The organism is Nitrosospira sp. NRS527 (assembly GCF_018406445.1).
Classification (GTDB): domain Bacteria; phylum Pseudomonadota; class Gammaproteobacteria; order Burkholderiales; family Nitrosomonadaceae; genus Nitrosospira; species Nitrosospira briensis.
The window spans coordinates 2,302,357-2,323,353 of record NZ_AP024515.1 but is presented as its reverse complement, the minus strand read 5'-3'; the positions used below and the strand labels follow the sequence as shown (position 1 = coordinate 2,323,353).

Below are 20,997 nucleotides of genomic sequence, written 5' to 3'. Positions count from 1 at the left end.
CGGTGCAATACGAAGAAATTGAGGTTCGAGGTATTTGCACGGTTCATGCTGTTAACGATGTCTGGCCCCGGGGAAAAGGAATCATGCGTTACCTGAGATGGTTCTTGCGCACCGCGCTGTTTCTGTTGCTGCTTGGCTTTACCGTGAGAAATGTCGAAACGGTAACGCTACATTATTATTTCGGTTATGAATGGCATGCGCCGCTGGTACTGATAATATTATTATTTTTTGCCCTCGGCGTGGCGATCGGCATCGGGTCCTGCCTCGGCAAGATATTCAGCCAGAGGCGGGAAATTTCGACATACAGAAAAAGATATCCTTCGCTGGATGAACAGCGATAAGAAAGCGCCAATCCGCCCTGCCATCCAGGTAGAGCGGGAATGGGTCAACGTGCATTATGCGCACCATCAAAGACTCCCATCAAAGACTCGCGAAGCTACAATATTTATCGAAAGCCCGTCTATCCAATACGAACTGAGCAGCTGTAAGTGCTTCCGCCAAATTCATTGAGAACGCCTGACTGATCGTATGAACGACCCAAGAATCATTATTGCCCTGGATTTTCCTGACGCAAAACAGGCACTGGACCTGACGGTCAAGCTTGACTCTGCATCATGCAGGGTCAAAGTGGGAAAGGAGCTTTTTACCGCCGCGGGTCCGCAATTGGTCGAGAAATTGATGGATAACGGATTTGAGGTTTTCCTCGATTTGAAATTTCACGATATTCCCAGTACTGTGGCGGGTGCATGCAAGGCCGCAGCAGGGTTGGGCGTTTGGATGATGAATATCCATGCGCTTGGGGGGAGAAAAATGCTCACGGCAGCCCGGGAAGCCGTGCCGGTGGGAAATACCAGGCTCATCGCCGTTACCCTCCTCACCAGCATGGGGTCGGAGGATATGAACGAGATTGGCCTGAAAGGCGACCCTCAGGATGTAGTCCAGCGGCTGGCCTTGCTGGCGCGCGACTGCGGATTGGATGGGGTGGTGGCATCGGCGCTGGAGGCGCCCATGCTCAGGAAAATGATGGGGGAGAGCTTTTGCCTCGTCACACCGGGAATACGTCCGGCCGACGTTTCTCAGGGAGACCAGAAGCGGGTAACTTCTCCGCGCCAAGCAATTGAAAATGGCGCGGATTACCTCGTCATTGGCAGACCGGTCACACAGGCAGAAGACCCGGTAGGAATGCTGCGGCGACTGAACGAGGAAATCGGTGAATTGAAGGATGGGCAGGGGTTATCTGCTTGAAATTCCGCAATAACCTTGCGGTTGGTTAAATTTGAAATGCCCTGGTTCCTGCCAGAACTTCCGTTTCTCCGATCGTTTCCAATTATCACTCCCAAGTTTAAGAGCTGCCTTGGTTTGGCGGCGATGATATATGCTGTTTACCGAATTGACCCGCTGTCTCGTTGCGCGTAGAGTTCAAATACGGGAAGGCTTGCATTGTATTTTCAGATTTCAAGCGCATCCCATCCACCACTACTGGAGGATAATGTCATGTCCGAATATCACCCTCTCCCTGCACAGCGTCTGGCGGGCGCTATCCGGGTCGTCCGTCCCATTCCGCCTAAATTTGTCACTCTGATGTCACCCGCTCTTGATGTGATGACCGACCTGCGTACTGTCGAGGCGGGTACAACCGAACCCAATGAAACGATGGAACGCGCAAATACACACATGATGGAGCGAGGTATACGTTCACTGCTGGTGCTGAACCAGGATCAGATTCTGGTGGGCATGATTACCGCGGCCGATATTCTCGGTGAAAAGCCGCTCCGCTTCATTCAGGAGCGGCACATGAAGCATAATGAGATTCTGGTCGCTGATATCATGACACCGCTCGATCATCTGGAAGCTATTCCGATCGAACAGGTTCAGCATGGCAAAGTCGCAAATGTCGTCGCCAGCTTGCGCAATGCCGGGCGGCAGCATTCTTTAGTCATAGAGAGCGATCACGAGGGCAATCTCGAGGTGTGCGGTATTTTTTCGTTGACGCAGATCGAGAAGCAACTTGGTGCCGCTATTCTGCCGATAGAGGTGGCGAGGACTTTTACTGAAATTGAAGAAGCATTGATCACAAGTTAGCATGTGGGTGTGTTGTGGGGTAGTTGACGAGCGATAGGCGCCATTCACTACTCTCGGGGCGTAATTACCCTGCATGCGAGCCATCCAGGCTTGTATTAGCTGACTGAACGTACCTAACCTGAAGCATTCGTGTTTCTACGCGAGCTTCGATCCTCTTTCGATGCATATTCCCACTTTTTTTACGCCGCGTATCGCGCTGAGTTTCGCCACGCTGACTTTTATCCAGGGTGATTTGAATTCGGTCAAGACGATTTGCGCGATATGTTCAGCCAAGGCTTCCAGCAGAGAGAAGTGTTTCTGCGAAAGGGTTTCGTTGATGCGCTGGACAATAAAAGCATAATCCAGCGCATCCTCGATATTATCAGTTTGGCAAGCTCGGCTTGTTACTAGCCCGATCTCCAAATCGAGTTGGATGGTTTGTGCAGTGTTGAGCTCCCATGGATAGATCCCAATCAAGGTTTTGATCTTGAGCTCATGCAAAAAAATAATGTCCATATATGAAGTCTCTGAATAAATCCCTGCGTTTGCCGGAGGGGCGCGACAACGGTGCAGCAGCATGACAAGACCGGATTCCCCCAGGAAAAGGTCCAGCTATAACCGTCGCCGCACCCTTGGAACCGCCCAGATTCTACCAGTTCAGTCGTCGATTAAATCCTGGAGTCTTTATTAAAGATTCCAGCAGAAACAAAGGCGCGCATGGACGAAGTTATTTTCACGTAGAATCACGGGAATTTTTTTCTTCTGTCTGGCAACGATGTCGCTAATTAAATGATGCTGATGGCCCTTGTCCTGCTGGCCTATTTGCTGGGATCCATTTCCTTTGGGGTGCTGGCAGCTCGGCTCTTCCACTTGCCCGACCCTCGTACATACGGCTCAAAAAATCCCGGGGCCACGAATGTGCTGCGCAGTGGAAAGAAAGCGGCAGCCGTGTTCACGCTGCTGGGGGATGTCGGCAAAGGCTGGCTGTCGGTCGTCTTGGCGCAACGTTTTGCGCTCGGTGAGGAAGCGATTGCCGTAGTGGCGCTGGCAGTGTTTCTGGGGCATTTATTCCCGATATTTTTGCGTTTCAAAGGTGGGAAAGGGGTGGCGACGGCACTGGGCGTATTATTGGGGTTTAACCCTTGGATAGGGTTGCTGGCAATCGCGACCTGGATCATCGTTGCTGCGATCTGGCGCTTCTCATCGCTTGCCGCCTTGGCCTCAGCGGGGTTCGCGCCAATTTTCGCCGTATTTTTTTTCGGTTTTGAAGCCCGCACCCTTATCGTTTTTATCATGTCCGTATTGCTCGTCTGGCGGCATAAGTCAAATATCGCCAGCTTGATTGCGGGTGGTGAACCACGCATCGGCAAGCGCAGCGCCTCATGATTACTCCCCTGCGGCGTCCTGCATCTCCAGATCCCATCGTGCTTTTATCGTAAACGTATTATCCAGCTTTTTATTCCATGTTTCTGGCACCTGTAGTCGCATCGCTCCCGCAAATGCGATCATGGCGCCATTATCCGTACAAAATTCGAGTTCGGGAAAAAAAACAGTGGCGCCCATTTTTTCGGCTTCCCGGCAGAGATTGTTCCGCAGTTGACGGTTTGCCCCCACTCCGCCTGCAACTACCAGTTGAGTAAGACCCGTTCTTGAAAGTGCCGCCAGCGACTTTTCCGTCAGGACGTCAACGACGGCTTCCTGAAAAGCAGAAGCAAGGGCACCTCGGGTTTGCTGAGTCAGGGGTTGTTTTCTGGCCAGCGTCAATACTGCTGTCTTGAGCCCGCTGAAGCTGAAATTGAGATCGCCGCTACGGAGCATGGGGCGGGGAAGCTTGAATTGATTTGGTTGGCCTGACCGAAAAAACTCGTCAGCAAGTTTCGAGAGCGCCGGACCACCGGGATAACCCAGCCCCAACAGCTTGGCGGTCTTGTCGAAAGCTTCTCCCGCTGCATCATCCACGGTTTCACCGAGCAATTTATATAGCCCGAGGCCACTCACTTCCATTAACTGGGTATGGCCGCCCGATACGAGCAGCGCCACGAATGGAAAAGCCGGCGCGGGATCGGATAGCAGCGGAGAAAGGAGATGTCCCTCAAGGTGATGGATGCCCAGTACAGGAATTTCCAGTGCGAAGCCCAGGGCGGCTGCGATACTCGCCCCTACCAGTAGCGCTCCCGCCAGCCCCGGTCCTTGAGTATAGGCGATGGCGTCGAGGGCTTTCAGGTCGAGCCCGGCCGCCGCGCAAGTTTGCCTGACGAGAGGCAATACCCGCCGGATGTGGTCGCGTGAGGCAAGTTCCGGCACCACGCCGCCATACTCCCCATGCATTTCCGTTTGGGAATGAAGCGCGTGGCTCAACAGCCCCTGCTGAGTGTGATAAAGCGCGACCCCGGTTTCGTCGCAGGAAGTTTCAATGCCAAGTATGAGCAATGGAATATGGGAGAAATTACTCTTTCACGACAGCATTTGGCACTTGTTATATAATAGTGCGCTGTCTATAGTTAGATCAACCATACGATACTGTTTACCCAGCCCCTCTTTGTCAGTCATTTAACATTTCTAGAAAGGAACCAAGTCTTCATGACCACTATTAAAGTCAAGGAAAACGAGCCGTTTGAAGTTGCCATGCGACGTTTCAAGCGTACCATAGAAAAAACCGGTCTGCTCACCGAGTTGCGTGCCCGGGAATTCTACGAAAAACCGACGGCTGAACGCAAGCGCAAGTTGGCCGCGGCAGTTAAGCGTACTTACAAACGTCTGCGCAGCCAATTGCTTCCTCCGAAACTTTATTAGTCAAAGTCAGTCCAAAAAACGAGTGAAACTTCCATCATAATAATAAGCGCTGCCCGGTTTGGTTCATTGTGGATCTGAAAAAACAAATCACCGAAGACATGAAGGCCGCCATGCGTTCAGGCGATATGCGGCGGCGGGATGCCATCCGGCTGCTGCAGGCGGCTATCAAGCAGCGCGAGGTGGATGAGCGTATCGAGCTGGATGACGTTGCGGTAGTCGCTGTAATCGAAAAGATGCTGAAACAGCGCAAGGATTCCATTGCCCAGTATGAGGCTGCTCATCGTCAGGATTTGGCCGATGTAGAGAAATACGAAATGGGCGTGCTGCAACATTATATGCCTCAGGCATTGAGCGACAACGAAGTGGAAAGTGCCGTAAGCGAAGCGATTTCCGCTGTTGGCGCCAAAGGACAACAGGACATGGGGCGGGTAATGGCGATACTCAAGCCCAAACTTGCAGGACATGCCGATATGGGAAAAGTATCGGCCTTGGTAAAAAACAGGCTCATCGTCTAATACCGTAGCTTATCGCTACAGGATTGCTGCAAAGGCTGTTACAAATATCGCGCGGATCGAGATTGCTGGAGTGTACCTGCTTTCAACAAAGTGCTTTCCTGTTTGCCTGCCCTGGGACAATATTGCCTGATCCACTATAAATGATTTCACAATCATTCATTCACGAACTGCTCAACCGTGTAGATATCGTTGACGTCATCGAGCGCGACCTGCCGCTTAAGAAAGGCGGCGCAAATTATGCGGCGTGCTGCCCGTTTCATAGCGAAAAGACACCTTCTTTCACGGTAAGCCCCACCAAGCAGTTTTATCACTGTTTTGGCTGTGGTGCTCACGGCAGCGCCATCGGCTTCGTGATGGAATACAACGGCATGAATTTTGTCGAAGCGGTGAATGATCTGGCGGCCCGGATCGGGCTTCAGGTTCCTGTGCAACAAACGGAATCCCGCTCTGGAGCAGCAGAATCGGGGTCGGCGCAAGACAAGCCGCAAGGAGGCCAAAACTCTTCCGGGGATTTGCTCGAGGTAATGAATGTAGCCGCCCGATTTTATCGGGAACAGCTCAAGCATTCGAAAGATGCCATTATTTATCTGAAGAAGCGTGGTTTGACGGGCGAGACTGCTGCCCGCTTCAGCATTGGTTATGCGCCGGCCGGTTGGCGAAACCTGGATGCCGTATTTTCCGACGCCCCGACAAAGGCACAGAAAAATCTGCTGGTGGAGTCCGGACTGGTGATCGCGAACGACGATGGTAAATACTACGACCGGTTCCGCGACCGCATCATGTTTCCCATTCTTAACCTCAAAGGAGCGATTGTAGGTTTCGGTGGGCGAGTGCTGGAACAGGGTGAGCCCAAATATCTTAACTCTCCCGAAACACCCGTGTTTCAGAAGGGCCACGAACTCTATAACCTCTTCACCGCCCGCAGGGCAATCCGCATGGCGGGATGTGTCATCGTGGTGGAAGGATACATGGATGTGGTGGCGCTTTTTCAGCATGGCATCGAGTACGCAGTTGCCGCGTTGGGCACGGCAATAACGCCTTACCATGTCCAGAAACTTCTGCGCCAGTCCGATAATGTCGTGTTTTGTTTCGATGGAGACAACGCCGGCAGGAAAGCGGCGTGGCGGGCGTTAGAGGATAGCCTTGGGCAGCTTGTGGACGGTAAGAACGTCAGTTTTCTTTTCCTGCCCGAGGGTGAAGATCCGGATAGCTACGTTCGCAATTTCGGCAAGGATGCCTTTGAAGTCTTGTTAAAACAGACATTGCCGTTATCCGTTTTTCTATTTAGGGAACTGTCGGGTCGTGCGGACATCAAAACTAGCGAAGGGCGAGCTAAACTGGTACAGGATGCCAAGCCGTTGCTTGCAAAGGTTACTGCGCCGGGGCTCGCGCTGATGCTGTTAAAAAGATTGGCGGAGATCAGCGGCCTCGATCAGAGGGAGCTGGAAGGGCTGTTAAAGATCAAGCGCGTTTCAGCTTCCCGGTCGCGTGAAAGGGCACCTCGACCACAACCTGCCTCACCTTATCGCTGGTTAATGCAGGTATTGTTATACGACCCCGGCTATATCCAGAAGCTGGATAGAGAATTACTCATGCAGAACGAGGAATATGCTGAAGAAGTAGCAGCGCTGAAGGCTCTGGTTGAATTTATCGATACCCACCCCAACGTTGGAGGAAACACGGCAATACCTTCAGCTATCGCATATTTTCACGACAGTTCCCATCGCGTTCTCCTGGAGAAGGCGGAGAGCAACACGCTCACGTGGGATAGCGAGATAGATCTGGAAGCCGAGTTTTCCGGCGCAATGGCCCGGTTGCGTGAAATGAAACGTAAAGAGCGAATGGCGACATTACACAACAAGTCCTTGAGCACGCTTACTCCCGAGGAAAAACAGGAACTCCAGCGAATGGCGATTTCTTGAAGGCAATGTGGGACAGCATACGGACAGTGTAATTGAATCTTGATATAATAGAGAGTTTTTGAATTTCAACTGGCGATACTATTTGGAAAAGATATGGTAAAACCAAAAATACAAGTCAAAACGGCGGTAAAGGCAAAGACCGGAGCTTCAATGGCTGCGGCTGTGAGTCGTTCCGCCGATGACGTTCGGATGGCCGCCAAAAAGGAACCAAACGATATGAAGAAGTCGCCGAGAGGCCAGCCAAAAGAAGTGGTGGCAAAAGCGCCGGTAAAGACGGCTGCAGAAACGCAGGAAGACGATGTTACGACAACTACTGCAAAGTCGGCGGCTAAAGTCCCGGCCGCTGTGACCGAAATCGTGAGGCCGATGATGACCACCAAAGAACCGAGTCCGCTTGCTGCCAAAATAAGTAAAGTCAAGGCAGTAAAGGAAGGCAAGCCTGCCCAGTCGAAGGACGCAGAAAAATCTTCGCTTGCACCGCAGGATCTCGAAGCGCGGCGTATGCGGCTCAAAAGCCTGATTGTGCAAGGCAAGGAGCGCGGCTACCTGACCTATGCCGAGATCAACGATCACCTTCCCGATGATATGCTCGATGCCGAGCAGATCGAGAATATCATCAGCATGATCAATGACGTCGGCATTTCTGTTTATGATGAAGCGCCCGACGCGGAAACACTACTGATGTCGGAGACCGCGCCCACAGTGGCCGATGAGGATGTAGTGGAAGAAGCCGAAGCGGCGCTTTCCACTGTGGATTCGGAGTTTGGGCGTACCACCGATCCGGTCCGTATGTATATGCGCGAAATGGGGTCGGTTGAATTGCTCACGCGCGAGAGCGAAATCGAGATAGCGAAACGTATCGAAGATGGCCTGAAGCATATGATCCAGGCGATTTCCGCCTGTCCGACAACCATAGCCGGGATTCTCGATCTCGCCAATAAGGTGGCGAAAGATGAGATGCGCATCGATGAACTGGTTGATGGATTGCTGGATCCCAATGCCGAAGAATTGCTCAGGGAAGAAATCTCCGAGGAGTCACTGGAGCAGGAACTGAGCACGGAGGATGGGGAAGACGAAGACATTGCCGCGATAGCCAATGCCAATTTGCTCAAGTTGAAAAATGACGCGCTGGAGCGTTTCGCTGTCATTCAAAATGCATATGTGGAAATGCAGAAGGCGCTGGAGAAGAAAGGACCGGGTAACAAAGCCTATAAAGACATACAGGAACAGATTTCGGCCGAACTCATGGCTATTCGTTTCTCGGCAAAGATGGTTGAAAAGCTTTGTGACACCCAGCGTGGGCTGGTGGATGAAATGCGAACCTACGAGCGCAAAATCCTGGAACTCTGCGTGACGAAGGCGGGCATGCCGCGTAACCACTTCATCAAGGCTTTTCCTGGTAATGAGAGCAACTTTGAGTGGATGGACAAGGAAGTTGCACTTGGCAAACCATATAGCCAAGCGCTGGAGCGTTTCCGGCCGGATGTCGTGGAGCAGCAGCAAAACCTGCTGACGCTGCAACAGCAGGTCGGTATCCCCTTGAAAGACCTGAAGGAAATCAATCGTCGGATGTCGACGGGCGAAGCCAAGGCACGCCGCGCCAAGCGCGAAATGACCGAAGCCAATTTGCGGCTGGTGATTTCCATCGCCAAAAAGTATACCAACCGCGGATTGCAGTTTCTTGACCTCATTCAGGAAGGCAATATCGGGCTCATGAAAGCGGTGGATAAATTTGAATACCGGCGAGGTTACAAGTTTTCGACTTATGCGACCTGGTGGATTCGCCAGGCCATTACCCGTTCCATCGCCGATCAGGCGCGCACCATACGTATTCCGGTGCACATGATCGAGACCATCAACAAGATGAACCGCATTTCGCGCCAGATTCTGCAGGAAACCGGACAGGAACCGGAACCCGCCCTGCTGGCGGAGAAAATGGAAATGCCGGAAGAGAAAATTCGTAAAATCCTCAAGATTTCCAAAGAGCCTATTTCAATGGAAACGCCTATAGGCGACGACGAAGATTCACATCTTGGCGATTTCATCGAGGATGCCGCTACCATGGCGCCCGCCGACGCGGCAGTGTATGCCAGCCTGCGGGACGTAACGAAAGACATCCTCGACTCGCTGACGCCGCGTGAAGCGAAAGTGCTGCGCATGCGTTTCGGCATAGAAATGAATACTGACCATACACTGGAGGAAGTCGGTAAGCAATTCGACGTGACCCGTGAACGCATTCGGCAGATCGAGGCCAAGGCATTGCGCAAACTGCGTCATCCTTCGCGTTCAGAACGCCTGCGTAGTTTCCTGGATACCGAGGGTTGATAAGTTCGGTATTTAGCGCTGGTGTCTAAATAATCGGGTCTGTAGCTCAGTTGGTTAGAGCAGGGGACTCATAATCCCTTGGTCGCTGGTTCGAGTCCAGCCAGACCCACCAATAAAATAAAGGCTTACGGGTAAGATCGTAAGCTTTTTTTTACAGGCTACACATAGCCTACATTGCGATGAGTGAGGAAGCGGGCCGGAGTATACTCATTCAGTCTGTTCAAACCCTGCTTTTGAATATTGCTTCGATTTCCGCAACATTCAGGCTTATAGATGCCAGCTAAACCTCAAGCGAGTTGTAGTTGGAATGCAGAGATTTATAACTTTTACTTAAAGTGCTTTTATAGGCCCTAAATCAATTACTAAATTAACGCTTTTTGCTCTAGCAAGTGGTCGCTCCGGCACAAGTTATCTAGCTGACTTCTTTTCGAAAAATGTGCAACAGTGCTATAGCACCCATGAACCCTACCTTATTCCCGGAAATCCTGTTCTGTTTGGAAAGCCGATAGACTGGAATACGCGACACGACGATAACGCATTATTGCCAGTGCTGATGCGGAAATGCAGATTTATCGCCAACTGTAAGGAACCAGTATATTTCGAATCCAATCATGCCTTCCTAAAGGCATTCGATCGTCATGCGGGCGCCCTTTTAAAAAATGTGGGTTTCATTCACCTTGTTCGTCATCCCGCGAAGGTGGCTAAAAGCGAGCTACTGCGGGAGCAATTGATATACAAGGCACGGATCCCCTTTGTTGATTATAAAAGCGATACAGGCGACCGTTATTTTCGTTGGGCGTTAACTGGAAAGGAAACCATCTATCGGCATTACACCGGGCATACCTTGAGTCGATTCCAGTTTTATCTGCTGCAATGGATTGAAATCGAATACCGGGCAATGCGACTACTTAAACAGAATCAATGGCACGATCGCGTGTTTTTTATAGACGTTGATGCACAGTTAAAGGACGAAGGAGTATTAAGGAGAATGCTCCAATTTTTCGATTTACGCCATAAACGACGTTTCGATATGAATTTGCGCAGGAATAAAACTCCATTTGTCGGACCCACGGTGATTACCCCACAGGATGAGCGGGAAATAGAGGAAGTCATGGAAAATCTACCGGATAACTATAAAACGATGCTAAAGCAGGAACCTTATTTGAGGTGTTTCGGTTGGGAAACCTTTCGCCAGCTTATGAGGGGGAATTAATATTTTTTCTTGACCTGTTAGAACGTTCTTTGTAACTGACCTGCTCCCGCTACACGGTGCAGTAGAACCCTGGTTTGCAAATTGATTGACCTGACCCCGAAATCAGTACCGGTCTAAAGTGGAAATTTCCGACTCATGACCTGACCCCGAAATCAGTACCGGTCTAAAGTGAAAATTTCCGACTCAGTAGGCCTGCCGGGCAAGGCATTTTCCTTTGCCTGGCGGGCGAATTCAGCGGGTGTTGCCCACTGTAATGCAGAGTGGGGGCGCGTCTCATTATAGTACTGCCGCCACTCGTCAATCTTGCGCTTGGCGTCTTCTAAAGACAAGAACCAATGCGCATTGAGGCACTCCTGCCGCAATCGTCCGTTGAAGCTTTCCACCTTGGCATTGTCGGTCGGCTTGCCGGGACGGCTGAAGTCGAGTTCGATGCCGCGCTCATAGGCCCACTTATCCATGACCTTGGAAATGAATTCGCTGCCATTGTCGACTTTGATAATGTTGGGCAACCCCCGCCTCGTTGCAATGCGGTTGAGCGTGTTCACGACATCTTCTCCTTTCAGGCTCTGGCCTACCTCGATGGCCAGACTCTCTCTCGTATAGTTATCCACTACAGTCAGTGCTCGCAGCCGCCTGCCATCGAACAACGCATCTGCGACGAAATCCATGCTCCAGATCTGATTAATGGCAGTAACGTGGTGCTTGGGCTGGCGCAGCCGCGCAGATTTGTTACGTTTCGGACGCTTGAGCCGTAATGACAGCCCTTCCTCCCGGTAGAGTCGGTAAACACGCTTGTGATTATCCCTAAAGCCTTCCCGCTGTAACAGGACATGCACGCGCCGGTAACCGTAGTGCACGCGGGCGGCGGCAATTTCCTTGATGCGCATGAGCAGCAATGATGAATCACGGGCGCGAGACTTGTAGACGTACACCGTGCGCGACAGCTTGAGCAATGCGCAGGTCTGCCTCAAGCTGGCGCGGTAACGGTTGCGCAATTCATCAATCAGGATGCGCTTGCAGGAAGGCTTCAGAGCTTTTTTGACAACACATCCTGCAACATGGCCTTGTCCAGGCTCAAGTCCGCGACCAGCCGCTTGAGCTTGGTATTTTCTTCTTCCAGTTGCTTCAGCCGTCTCAGCTCGGACGGCCCCAGCCCACCGTACTTCTTCTTCCAGTTATAAAACGTCGCATCACTGATGCCCATCTTCCTGCAGACTTCTTCAACCGGCGTGCCAAGCTCTGCCTGCTTCAGGGCAAACGCGATCTGCTGCTCCGTATACTTGCTTCTCTTCACGTCATGACTCCTTTCATCAAGGTTAAAATCATGCCGGAAATTCTACTTTTAATCGGTACTGTTTATTGGGGTAGGGTCATGATGTGTGGCCGCAAATTCTGCTGGCGTGATATTACCAAGGGAACTGTGTGACCGTTTTGAATTGTAATCCTTGCGCCATGCTTCGATGAGAACTCGTGCTTCATGCAAGGTTAAGAACCAATGGTCGTTAAGACATTCATCTCGGAATCGACCATTAAAGCTTTCGATATAGGCATTCTGCGTGGGCTTGCCTGGCTGGATGAACGCCAGCCTTACCCCGCGAGCATGAGCCCATGCATCGAGTGCCAGGCTGGTGAATTCGGGCCCATGATCGACCCTGATCATCTGGGGCAAAGGGCGCAGCCCTGCAATGCGATCCAGTACACGCGCCACGCGCTCTCCCGCAATAGAAGTATCGACCTCGGTGACGATGCTTTCCTTGGTGAAGTCATCAACTGGCGCTGGCCATTTTCTAGCATCTCAAAAAGCGATGTGTAGAAGTGGCTCAGCGCAATAACGCACCGGACCACTTAATGCGAACACCCATTACTTCTGCGTGTTCACGTCATTTTAGTGCAGTGTGTAATGTAAATCCGCGTCAAGGCTTACAGACCCAATATTCCTGCATCCAACCAGGCGCTAATGTTGTTAGGAAAAGAGTTCGGGATGTTTAATGGACGCAATGAACCGAAACGGAGCGAACCATATAGGGATGTTGAAGAATTGAAGGAACGGATAAGGCGGCGGTCTTTGAAACTTGGGGTCGCAGTTCTGGGGTTCCCCAAAAACGATGGTTCCCGTAATTAATTGCTGTCATTACTACCAACCGTGGAGCAAAGAATCATGCCGTTTACAATTTCTCACCTTCCTGACATCTCCCGTAGCCATAGGTACGCTGCAGAGGCAACCGCCTGTGCCATTGCTTCCCTAAACTCTGCATTGCTGCGGTATCCGATCCGTAAAGCGTCCCGTGCCTACTTTGAGATGCAACGAGATTTGCCATATTTTATTCAAGCCACGGTGATTCCTGCTACGTGCATTCTCGTGAATCGAAACTACAAGCCTATTGGAAGCAACCAGGCTGCAGGTGATCGTGGGCTGAAATACGAAGATTTCAAAGCCCTTCACGTTCGCCTTACTCCGGCTCAAATCGCAGCGGTGGTGAGCCCTGGATCGGCACGGCCTGTACCGTAGCGTTAATTCACCGTGGATGGGAAAAAAGGCCGCTCAAGATTATTTAACACGATTAGAGAGGCTCTATGATTTTTTGATCTAAAACACCCGTTCGATGAGGGCTGCTCTGATCACTTGATGCCTGCGACAATCGGTTGTCGTCCCTTGTTTGCCCATACTCATCGTACATGGTGAATGTTTGCCGCACGGTCATCGTGAAGTAGCCACGCGGCTGCGGGGTGCCATCACCCCATTTAGGGAGAAACGAAAGAGAAACTGTTTAATATTTCCCCTAGCTCTGCTAGGGCCTCTTGTCTCCCATTGGCGAATAGTGCCTCGGCATCAGGCAGGATCATCGTTCGTTTTAGCGCGTCTCGAGTGACTCGCGAGTCACTCGAGACGCCGAGCCGCGTTGGTGGGGTAGGGTCGTATGTCTGGATGACCAAGCCCCGGATGTGCCGGATGAAGAAATTCTACGATGATTGCTTGCACTTAATCTAGAGTTACTATAATGAATATGAATAGCGCAGAAATAAAGCTGGGCGATATAGCAATTTTGGCTATACTCGCGGTTGCTTAGTAACAGAATGAAACGTTGACTAACACTGAGCGTCTTGCGCCCTTTTCCAACATCCCTCACTGAGCTTTGTTTTGGCGAACAAGCAAAAAGTTCTCCAAGAAAAGCATCGCTGCAGAAGACGGTTGTCGATAAGATCGGCAAGGTCGTCTTTTCGTTTGTGCCCACATTTCACGAATGAAAGACCAGAAACTGAGCATAGCGGTAACGATACTCGTTCCAGTTATCCTTTTATCGCTCCTCACTTGGCAATTCTTCTTTGAGACTGGCGATACGCTAACGGCGCCGGAAACTACGCTGGTTGTCGGCATATATCTAATAATTATACTAACAGCTCGCTGGCTGTGGTCGCGCTTACCTCACAAGAGAGGCAAACCGTAATGAGGATTTCCAGCACCGTTTCCTTTCACAGTGCTCTCATGATGATGGCATATGCCACATCTGTCTTTGGAGCATTGTCTACCGCGTACGATGAAACGCTCGAAGCGGAGACAAAAGCTCGTGATAATTCGTTAATTGTATCTTGTAGTCCTGAAACTCCATTAGTTTCGCTTGGGCAGTCAGTTCGTTTGAAGGTTTGGGTTACCACTTCTAACGGCAAATTATCCCCCGCGAAGTTGACGTACGAGTGGTCAGTGAATGGAGGGCATATTAGAGGCCAAACTGCTGCGGTTCAGTGGGACCTAAAAAATGCGAAGCCCGGCAATTATGTTGCAAACGTGCGGGTCACGGCACCTGGCGTGAGCGTTGCGGAATGCGCGCTCCAGATATTTGTCGAATCTATCGAGTTAAACAGCGACATCCACACAAATGATGAGCGGGGCATGCGTGAGTCGGGCCGATCTTTTCTCCTCCCTAAACAGCCTGAGCATAAGGGGTATGGGCTTATCAGTTATTTTTTATTGGGAGGACCACCAAGTGAGACCACGCGCGAGCGGTATTTAAAAGCGATTGAAGCCTATCTTCTACTGCTTCCAGATATTGCCCGACTGGAGAGATACTTCGCACCAAGCGAACTTAACATTACCTATTTGCCTGTCGACGGTCCGCCTCCCGCCATCACCGACATTAAATTGCTGGCGAGATGGGTGCTCGAACACTATGATTATCCCCGATCACGACACCTGATGAGGCACTTACCCGGCGATAATCGGGATGGGCCATATATCATATCGGCGTCCAGCGCCGTGAGCACAGGAGTCCCTTTTTCCAATTATCTGTTGCAGAATCTTTCCGCGGTTCCCCCGTCACTTGCTGAGTCGTGGGTCAAGGAATTCATGAATCAAGCCGCACAAGAACATTTTTGGGAAGCGCGGAGTTTGCCTCAATTGCGGTTGAAAATAAGGACAACCATTGCGGTACTTGCGATGGCATTACCTGCCGTATTAAATTCGTTGGATTCGTATATCAAGCGGGACAAGCTTTCGCTCCGCGATAGCGAAAACTAACGATAATGTGTGGTGGTTATGTAGCGCATCCATGAGGTTTGATTTGGTGGCGATAAAATAGCAAGTGATTGAGAAATGATGAACTGGAAAATTCCAGATATTTTTGCGGGTTTTCCTGGGCACTCAATCTGCACCGAATAATAGTAAACACATGAAAAAACCTATAAAGCTGTTGTCCAGTCTAGTGTTTTCACTCGTTTCTGTAACGTGTGTTCAGGCTCAAAGCCTTGAATGGCAAAACCTTACCGCAAGGGCGGAGGCTCTTTATCAAAAGGGCCAGTACGATCAGGGGGTATTGTTGGCCAAGGAAGCCCTTGATGTCGCCGAGAAAGAACGGGTTCCCCTTATCGCCGCTATTGCTGTGAGCCTGACCAACCTAGCGATGATGTACGAAGCCCAAGGCCGGTATGTGCAGGCGGAACCGCTCTATGAGCGCTCGCTGACGATTATGGAGAAGGACCTCGGCCCCGACGACCCCGTTGTGGCTGCCAGCCTGCTCCGGCTCGCAGCGCTCTACCGTACCCAAGCCCGGTACGTGCAGGCCGAGCCGCTTTATAAGCGCTCGCTCGCAATTCGTGAGAAGGCATTCGGCCCCGACCACGTCAATGTGGCCACGGGCCTGAGCGGCCTTGCGGTGCTCTACTATGCGCAGGGTCGGTACGCGCAGGCCGAGCCGCTTTATAAGCGCTCGCTTGCAATCCGCGAGAAGGCATTCGGGCCGGATAACTCAGAGGTGGCTGCTAACGTGAATGACCTCGCGGCCGTTTACCAAGCCCAAGGCGGGTACGCGCAGGCCGAGACGCTTTACATGCGCTCGCTGGCAATATGGGAAAAGATCCTCGGCCCGGATGGTGATAGCGTTGCTTCGAGCCTTAATAACCTCGCGGCTCTTTATAGTATTCAAGGGCAGTATGCGCGGGCCGAGCCGCTCCTTAAGCGCTCACTTGCAATCCGGTACAAGACTCGCGGCCAGGATCACCCCGAAGTAGCAACGAGCCTTAACAATCTCGCAGTGCTCTACGAGGCACTAGGCCAGTACGTGCAGGCGGAGCCGCTCCTTAAGCGCTCGCTCGCAATCCGTGAGAAGGTCTTCGGGCCCGATCATCCTGATGTCGCCGCTAACCTTAACAACCTCGCAAGCCTCTACGACAGTCAAGGCCGGTACGCGGAGGCGGAGCCACTCTACAAGAGCGCTCTGGCAGTCAAGGAGCGGGTTTTCGGTTCGGATCACGACGATGTTGCCTTGACTCTGAATAACCTTGCGGTGTTATACAACAAACAACATCTGCACGCGCAAGCCGAGCCACTCCTTAAACGTTCGCTTGCAATCTGGGAGAAGGCTCTAGGCTCGGACCACCCCCTTGTAGCCAAAAATCTGAACAATCTCGCGTTGCTCTACCAAGATCAAGGCCAGTACGAACAAGCCGAGCCACTCCTTAAACGTTCGCTAGCCATCTTTGAGAATGCCTTGGGCCGAGATCACCCTGATGTCGCCACAAGTCTGAATAATATTGCAATAAGCTCATGGATGCATGGCGATATCGTGCGAGCTGTCGGGTTGTTTCGGCGCTCCACTTCTATTCGCGAGCATCATCTGAGATTGTTACTTGCTAAAGGCTCCGAATACGAAAAACGTGCATACATTGCAACAATTGGCTGGGATACTCATCGAACCATCTCGCTGCATCTGGCGACGGGCGTATACGCGCCAGATGCAGCCCGTTTGGCGTTAACCACAATATTGCAAAGAAAGGGGCGCATACTCGACGCCCTTACCGATAGCTACAGCGAATTGCGTCGTCGCCTGAGCCCGGAGAATGGTGCGCTGCTAAATCAGCTTTCGTCAGTAAATCGCCAGCGTGCAGAATTGTATGTGGTCGCGCGTCATGATCAGCTAACAATGGCGCCTGAGGAATACCGCAGCAGGATGACAAAGCTGGAAGAAGAAGCTCAGGTGCTTGAGGGAAAAATCAGTGTGAGTAGCGCCGAGTTCCGCGCACAGACAGAATTTATTACACCCGAACGGGTGCAGCAGGCGATTCCGGATGATGCGGCATTGGTGGAATTCGCAGTTTACAGGCCTTTTAACCCTAAAGGGAAGACGTATCAGGAGAGTTGGGGTCCGCCGCGCTACATTGCTTACGTGCTTCGTCGGCAAGGTGATCCCATGTCGGTTGATCTCGGAGAAGCTACTGCCATCGAACGCATGGTTGAAGACTTTCGGCAAGGTCTTGCCAATCCCAGAAGTGTTTACGTCACTCGCGTAGCGCGGGAACTCGATAAGCAAGTGATGCTTCCGGTCCGCAAGTTACTTGGAAAGACGCGGACCGTTCTTCTCTCCCCGGATGGTGCACTCAACCTGGTGCCGTTCGGCGCCCTAGCCGATGAAAACAACCAGTATCTGATCGAGCGCTATTTGTTCACCTACCTAAGCTCCGGCCGCGATCTGTTGCGCTTACAAGCTAAGGCCCAAAGTCGGCAGCAGGGTACGATTGTTGCAGACGTTGATTATGGACTCTTTGAGAACGTGGCTGAAACCACGCGAGCCCAGCAGGATCCGGCGAGTCGACGCCCAATTGCGCGCCCGGGGAAAGAATTCACGCGACTGCGGAATACTGCTGCGGAAGCCCAAGCGATCGCCGGGATTCTCCCGAAAGGTGTAAAAGTATTAACTGGCAAGCAAGCTACTGAGTCTGCGCTCAAGCAGCTAAACGGACCGCAAATCTTACATGTCGCGACCCATGGATTTTTCTTAACTGCTTTGCAAGAAGAGCTAGTTGACAATCGGAATTTTCACTCACTGAATGACGGCATGCATTGGGCACGAAGAATGGAAAATCCTCTACTACGTTCCGGGCTGGCGCTCGCAGATGCAAACCAGCTTCAATCCGGCACGGAGGACGGGATGTTGACGGCACTTGAAGCCGCAAGTCTTGATTTATGGGGAACTAAGCTCGTGGTGCTCTCGGCGTGTGAAACCGGGGTAGGCGAGGTTCATACTGGCGAAGGCGTGTTTGGGCTACGGCGTGCATTGGTGATTGCAGGCTCCGAAAGTCAAGTGATGAGCTTGTGGAAAGTGGATGATCTCGCGACTAAGGACCTAATGGTCGATTACTACCGACACCTCATTTCCAACATGAGCCGCCCCGAGGCACTGCGGCAAGCCCAGCTTGCGATGTTGAGCAAAGAAAATTACAGTCACCCCAACTATTGGGCCAGTTTCATTCCGTCAGGAGACTGGACCGAGTTGGAAAGTAAAATGCAACCAGCGCAAAATTGATTCGTCCCAGTTGCCTAGTTACGTGAGTACAGGTCCGCTGCGCCTATGTTTGAATGACAGGGGTTCGGGTTCCGGAACATCTGAGTTGTAACCGAACGCATCTAGTTGATCACAACTCAGCACTAATTTAGCGTGGTGAGCAACAGAGTCTAGATAATCTCAAGAATGACTGTGTATTAGTGGCAAGATCAGGACTAGCCCTTAATTGTTTCTGAATTGAAGACTTGTGGTGCATGAACGGAAATGGCACATTTTTGGCACACTAAGAGATAAAAGACGACAACAAGCAGTGAGAACCCAAAGTAGTTAAGCAATTGAAAATATTTTTCTACTATGTTGTGCTTTATTGTTGTTTTCTCACTTTTCCCGACTCATAATCCTTTGGTCGCTGGTTCGAGTCCAGCCAGACCCACCAATATTATCAGTAACTTAGACATTAAAATCCGCATTTACGTTTTAACGTGGTGCGGATTTTTTTGTGAAAGGCAAACGCAGGATAAACTCTTTTACCCTCTCACCCTCTCACCCTCTCACCCTCTCACCCTCTCGGGGTAGAGATGAGAGTATCGTCCCAAGGACTGTACCGCGTCGTGATTTAATACCTGTTTCACTTCCCCAAAAAAGCAGCAGGGAAAATTGGTTTCGCCCCACGGGTGCGGCTAATGGGTGACCCCATAGATTCAACCTGCTTCAAAATAGCCAGAGAGGCGGCGCCAAAATTTGGCGGAAAAAGGTAGGAACCAGGTCAGGAAAAATTCTTCCGTTTCATTTTTTCTTGGATGTTTTCAGAACAGCCTTCAGAGCAACAACAGGATCCGCATCAGCGGACATTTCTGTAATAGATGCATGCAGCACGACTTTATTTCCAACGATCTTGAAAGCATCCGCCGACAGATAAGAGCCAGTGCCAACTGATCGCATCGTGACGATCAAACTGGGCGCTTCGCCAAGCCCAAGGTTTTGGAGAAACACTTTTTCAAGTGTGCCGCTTCTCAACCGGATCAATCCCGACGCAAAAATCCCCGCATCGTCGTTCACTTGCATGTTGCCAGTTGAGTACAGGCGCACACTGTAGCTCCCGATCGATCGTGCTTCAAAGTCACCCTCGGCCACCACAACGGTTTGTTCACCTGACAAAGCCAACTTCTGCACAAAGCGATCCACAGGCTGCGCCCGCCAGATGCGGTGGCGAACCTCGACATCATGGGGCACGTAAACCACCAACGGCAGTCGGCTGTTGTAGCGCAGCAGTTTGGCCTCACCGCCAAGGGTGATGAAACGATCGACCCGTGGTTCAGCCGGATCCACAGCCATCAGGGTTCCGGCTATGAGCCCCAGTTGGCGTAAAACATGTCGCTCAAATCCCCAACCGGGAATGCTTTCAGTTTCGAGTTGGCCGCCAAAGAAATATCGGTTGGCAGCATCAACCTTGACGGTCTTGCCGATGATCAGCTCAACTCTGAAATCGGCTTCATCTGCCTGTTGGGGCAGAGTGATGACATGGCGTGTCATGCCTTCTTCAGCCGCCGGAAATGCCTTCAGGTTGTCGGCTGCAAATACCGAAGAGCTGCCGGCCCATAACAGGAATACGATTATTGCTATCTCTTTCATTGTGCGCATCACCCTCTCGTTATAAGGTAGGAATCAGGTCTTGTTTCTTGCTACATCAGGGTAAGTTCACTTTCGGTTGCCCGATCGAATCGCTTCTGAAAGAACTGGCTTGACGAAGGATAACCTGAGAAATTACGTGGAGCGTATCAAGCTGTAATGTTATTCAGACTTGCAGGCGGCGTGATACGGGCATCAGGAGATGTTGAATTGAGGCCGCTTCTACTTCAAAAAGGCTCTTATCCAGCTCGTTTATAAAGCCACTTTTAAAAAATGGTTTTATATACTATAAATAATCGTGGCGGCCAGCGGACAAAATTTCCGGTAGTTGGCGAACCCGTGGACATAAGTAAGGCTTTCCAACTATGGTTGACGCTGGTTATTTATTTATACCTTGCACATAGTAGAGGAGGTTCAAATGAAAACCGCAAAATTGTTATTGTTATCCTTGGTAACTACTGTTGGCTTCTCTTTCCCTACTGCATGGGCTGGAGAACCTAATACCGCACTTTTGGGGAATGAACAGTCTCAGGTTAAATCTGATAAGAATGCTAATTCGAAGGCGACACAGGGCCGCGATTGCCCTCCTGAAATAAGTCATGAAAAAGATGCCCAGCATACGGGAACCCAGCATAGTGGAGGACAGCATGGTGGCGTTCTAAAGGAGTAATGTCGCGGCCATCAATTATCGTGCAAGTTAATAAAGATTTCGTTATTGGCGCTCCTGAATTCTAAGCCGGATTCAGGAGCGCTTTCCCATACGTAAT

Annotated in this window: 16 protein-coding genes, 1 tRNA gene and 1 pseudogene; 13 read left to right on the top strand and 5 right to left on the bottom strand. The window is 51.2% G+C overall.

All coding sequences use genetic code 11. The annotated features are described in order from the left end of the window. Positions 1 to 83 precede the first annotated feature (83 nt). The 3 genes from KJS40_RS10440 (at position 84) to KJS40_RS10430 (ending at position 2,082) form a co-directional block, all read left to right on the top strand. Positions 84 to 341, top strand: a complete 258-nt coding sequence (locus tag KJS40_RS10440) for a LapA family protein (RefSeq protein ID WP_213537580.1) — start codon at positions 84 to 86, stop codon at positions 339 to 341. Positions 342 to 528: 187 nt separating this feature from the next. Continuing rightward, positions 529 to 1,245 (top strand): orotidine-5'-phosphate decarboxylase, encoded by a 717-nt coding sequence (gene pyrF, locus KJS40_RS10435; protein WP_213537578.1) that lies wholly within the window; start codon positions 529 to 531, stop codon positions 1,243 to 1,245. A 249-nt stretch (positions 1,246 to 1,494) separates the two neighbouring features. Next, positions 1,495 to 2,082, top strand: a complete 588-nt coding sequence (locus KJS40_RS10430; protein WP_025041052.1) for a CBS domain-containing protein — start codon at positions 1,495 to 1,497, stop codon at positions 2,080 to 2,082. A gap of 135 nt (positions 2,083 to 2,217) precedes the next feature. Here KJS40_RS10430 and KJS40_RS10425 read toward each other — a convergent pair whose 3' ends face one another. Then, entirely contained in the window at positions 2,218 to 2,577 is a 360-nt protein-coding gene (locus KJS40_RS10425; RefSeq protein ID WP_090458361.1) for a dihydroneopterin aldolase, read from the bottom strand. 273 nt (positions 2,578 to 2,850) lie between these two features. Here KJS40_RS10425 and plsY point away from each other — a divergent pair, with 273 nt between their 5' ends. After that, positions 2,851 to 3,447, top strand: coding sequence for a glycerol-3-phosphate 1-O-acyltransferase PlsY (gene plsY / locus KJS40_RS10420; RefSeq protein ID WP_213537577.1), 597 nt, complete (start codon positions 2,851 to 2,853; stop codon positions 3,445 to 3,447). On the opposite strand, the gene tsaD is transcribed toward plsY, so the two are convergent. Further along, positions 3,448 to 4,491: a tRNA (adenosine(37)-N6)-threonylcarbamoyltransferase complex transferase subunit TsaD gene (gene tsaD / locus KJS40_RS10415; protein ID WP_213537571.1), complete on the bottom strand. Its 1,044-nt coding sequence runs from the start codon at positions 4,489 to 4,491 to the stop codon at positions 3,448 to 3,450. It abuts the gene before it with no gap. 150 nt (positions 4,492 to 4,641) lie between these two features. On the opposite strand from tsaD, the gene rpsU reads away from it, so the two are divergent. The 6 genes from rpsU (at position 4,642) to KJS40_RS15360 (ending at position 10,829) form a co-directional block, all read left to right on the top strand. Continuing rightward, positions 4,642 to 4,854 carry a 30S ribosomal protein S21 gene (gene rpsU / locus KJS40_RS10410; protein WP_004179462.1) on the top strand — a complete coding sequence of 71 codons (213 nt, stop codon included), beginning with the start codon at positions 4,642 to 4,644 and terminating at the stop codon, positions 4,852 to 4,854. 68 nt (positions 4,855 to 4,922) lie between these two features. Continuing rightward, entirely contained in the window at positions 4,923 to 5,369 is a 447-nt protein-coding gene (locus tag KJS40_RS10405; RefSeq protein ID WP_213537570.1) for a GatB/YqeY domain-containing protein, read from the top strand. Positions 5,370 to 5,509: 140 nt separating this feature from the next. Further along, complete coding sequence (gene dnaG / locus KJS40_RS10400; protein WP_213537569.1) at positions 5,510 to 7,291, top strand: DNA primase; 1,782 nt, start codon at positions 5,510 to 5,512, stop codon at positions 7,289 to 7,291. Between the two features lie 93 nt (positions 7,292 to 7,384). Further along, positions 7,385 to 9,616 (top strand): RNA polymerase sigma factor RpoD, encoded by a 2,232-nt coding sequence (rpoD, locus tag KJS40_RS10395; protein WP_244859543.1) that lies wholly within the window; start codon positions 7,385 to 7,387, stop codon positions 9,614 to 9,616. A 35-nt stretch (positions 9,617 to 9,651) separates the two neighbouring features. Beyond that, positions 9,652 to 9,728 (top strand) — tRNA-Ile (locus KJS40_RS10390). 585 nt (positions 9,729 to 10,313) lie between these two features. Further along, positions 10,314 to 10,829, top strand: a complete 516-nt coding sequence (locus KJS40_RS15360) for a hypothetical protein (RefSeq protein ID WP_244859542.1) — start codon at positions 10,314 to 10,316, stop codon at positions 10,827 to 10,829. A 152-nt stretch (positions 10,830 to 10,981) separates the two neighbouring features. On the opposite strand, the gene KJS40_RS10380 is transcribed toward KJS40_RS15360, so the two are convergent. Then, positions 10,982 to 12,123, bottom strand: a protein-coding gene (locus tag KJS40_RS10380; protein WP_213537568.1) for an IS3 family transposase whose coding sequence is annotated in 2 segments (ribosomal slippage) — positions 10,982 to 11,871 and positions 11,871 to 12,123 — 1,143 coding nt in all. Because the reading frame shifts where the segments join, the coding sequence is not laid out codon by codon here. 48 nt (positions 12,124 to 12,171) lie between these two features. After that, positions 12,172 to 12,600 (bottom strand): annotated as a pseudogene (locus KJS40_RS10375) (integrase core domain-containing protein); the annotation flags it as partial. Between the two features lie 1,674 nt (positions 12,601 to 14,274). On the opposite strand from KJS40_RS10375, the gene KJS40_RS10370 reads away from it, so the two are divergent. Both KJS40_RS10370 and KJS40_RS10365 read left to right on the top strand, forming a co-directional pair. Then, on the top strand, positions 14,275 to 15,342 hold the full coding sequence (locus KJS40_RS10370; RefSeq protein ID WP_213537567.1) for a hypothetical protein: 1,068 nt from the start codon (positions 14,275 to 14,277) through the stop codon (positions 15,340 to 15,342). Between the two features lie 151 nt (positions 15,343 to 15,493). After that, positions 15,494 to 18,622 (top strand): tetratricopeptide repeat protein, encoded by a 3,129-nt coding sequence (locus KJS40_RS10365; RefSeq protein WP_213537565.1) that lies wholly within the window; start codon positions 15,494 to 15,496, stop codon positions 18,620 to 18,622. A 765-nt stretch (positions 18,623 to 19,387) separates the two neighbouring features. Here the strand turns inward: KJS40_RS10365 and KJS40_RS10360 are convergent. After that, positions 19,388 to 20,134 carry an ecotin family protein gene (locus tag KJS40_RS10360; protein WP_213537563.1) on the bottom strand — a complete coding sequence of 249 codons (747 nt, stop codon included), beginning with the start codon at positions 20,132 to 20,134 and terminating at the stop codon, positions 19,388 to 19,390. A 514-nt stretch (positions 20,135 to 20,648) separates the two neighbouring features. Between KJS40_RS10360 and KJS40_RS10355 the strand changes: the two genes are divergently transcribed. After that, on the top strand, positions 20,649 to 20,900 hold the full coding sequence (locus KJS40_RS10355) for a hypothetical protein (protein ID WP_213537562.1): 252 nt from the start codon (positions 20,649 to 20,651) through the stop codon (positions 20,898 to 20,900). Positions 20,901 to 20,997: the final 97 nt, after the last annotated feature.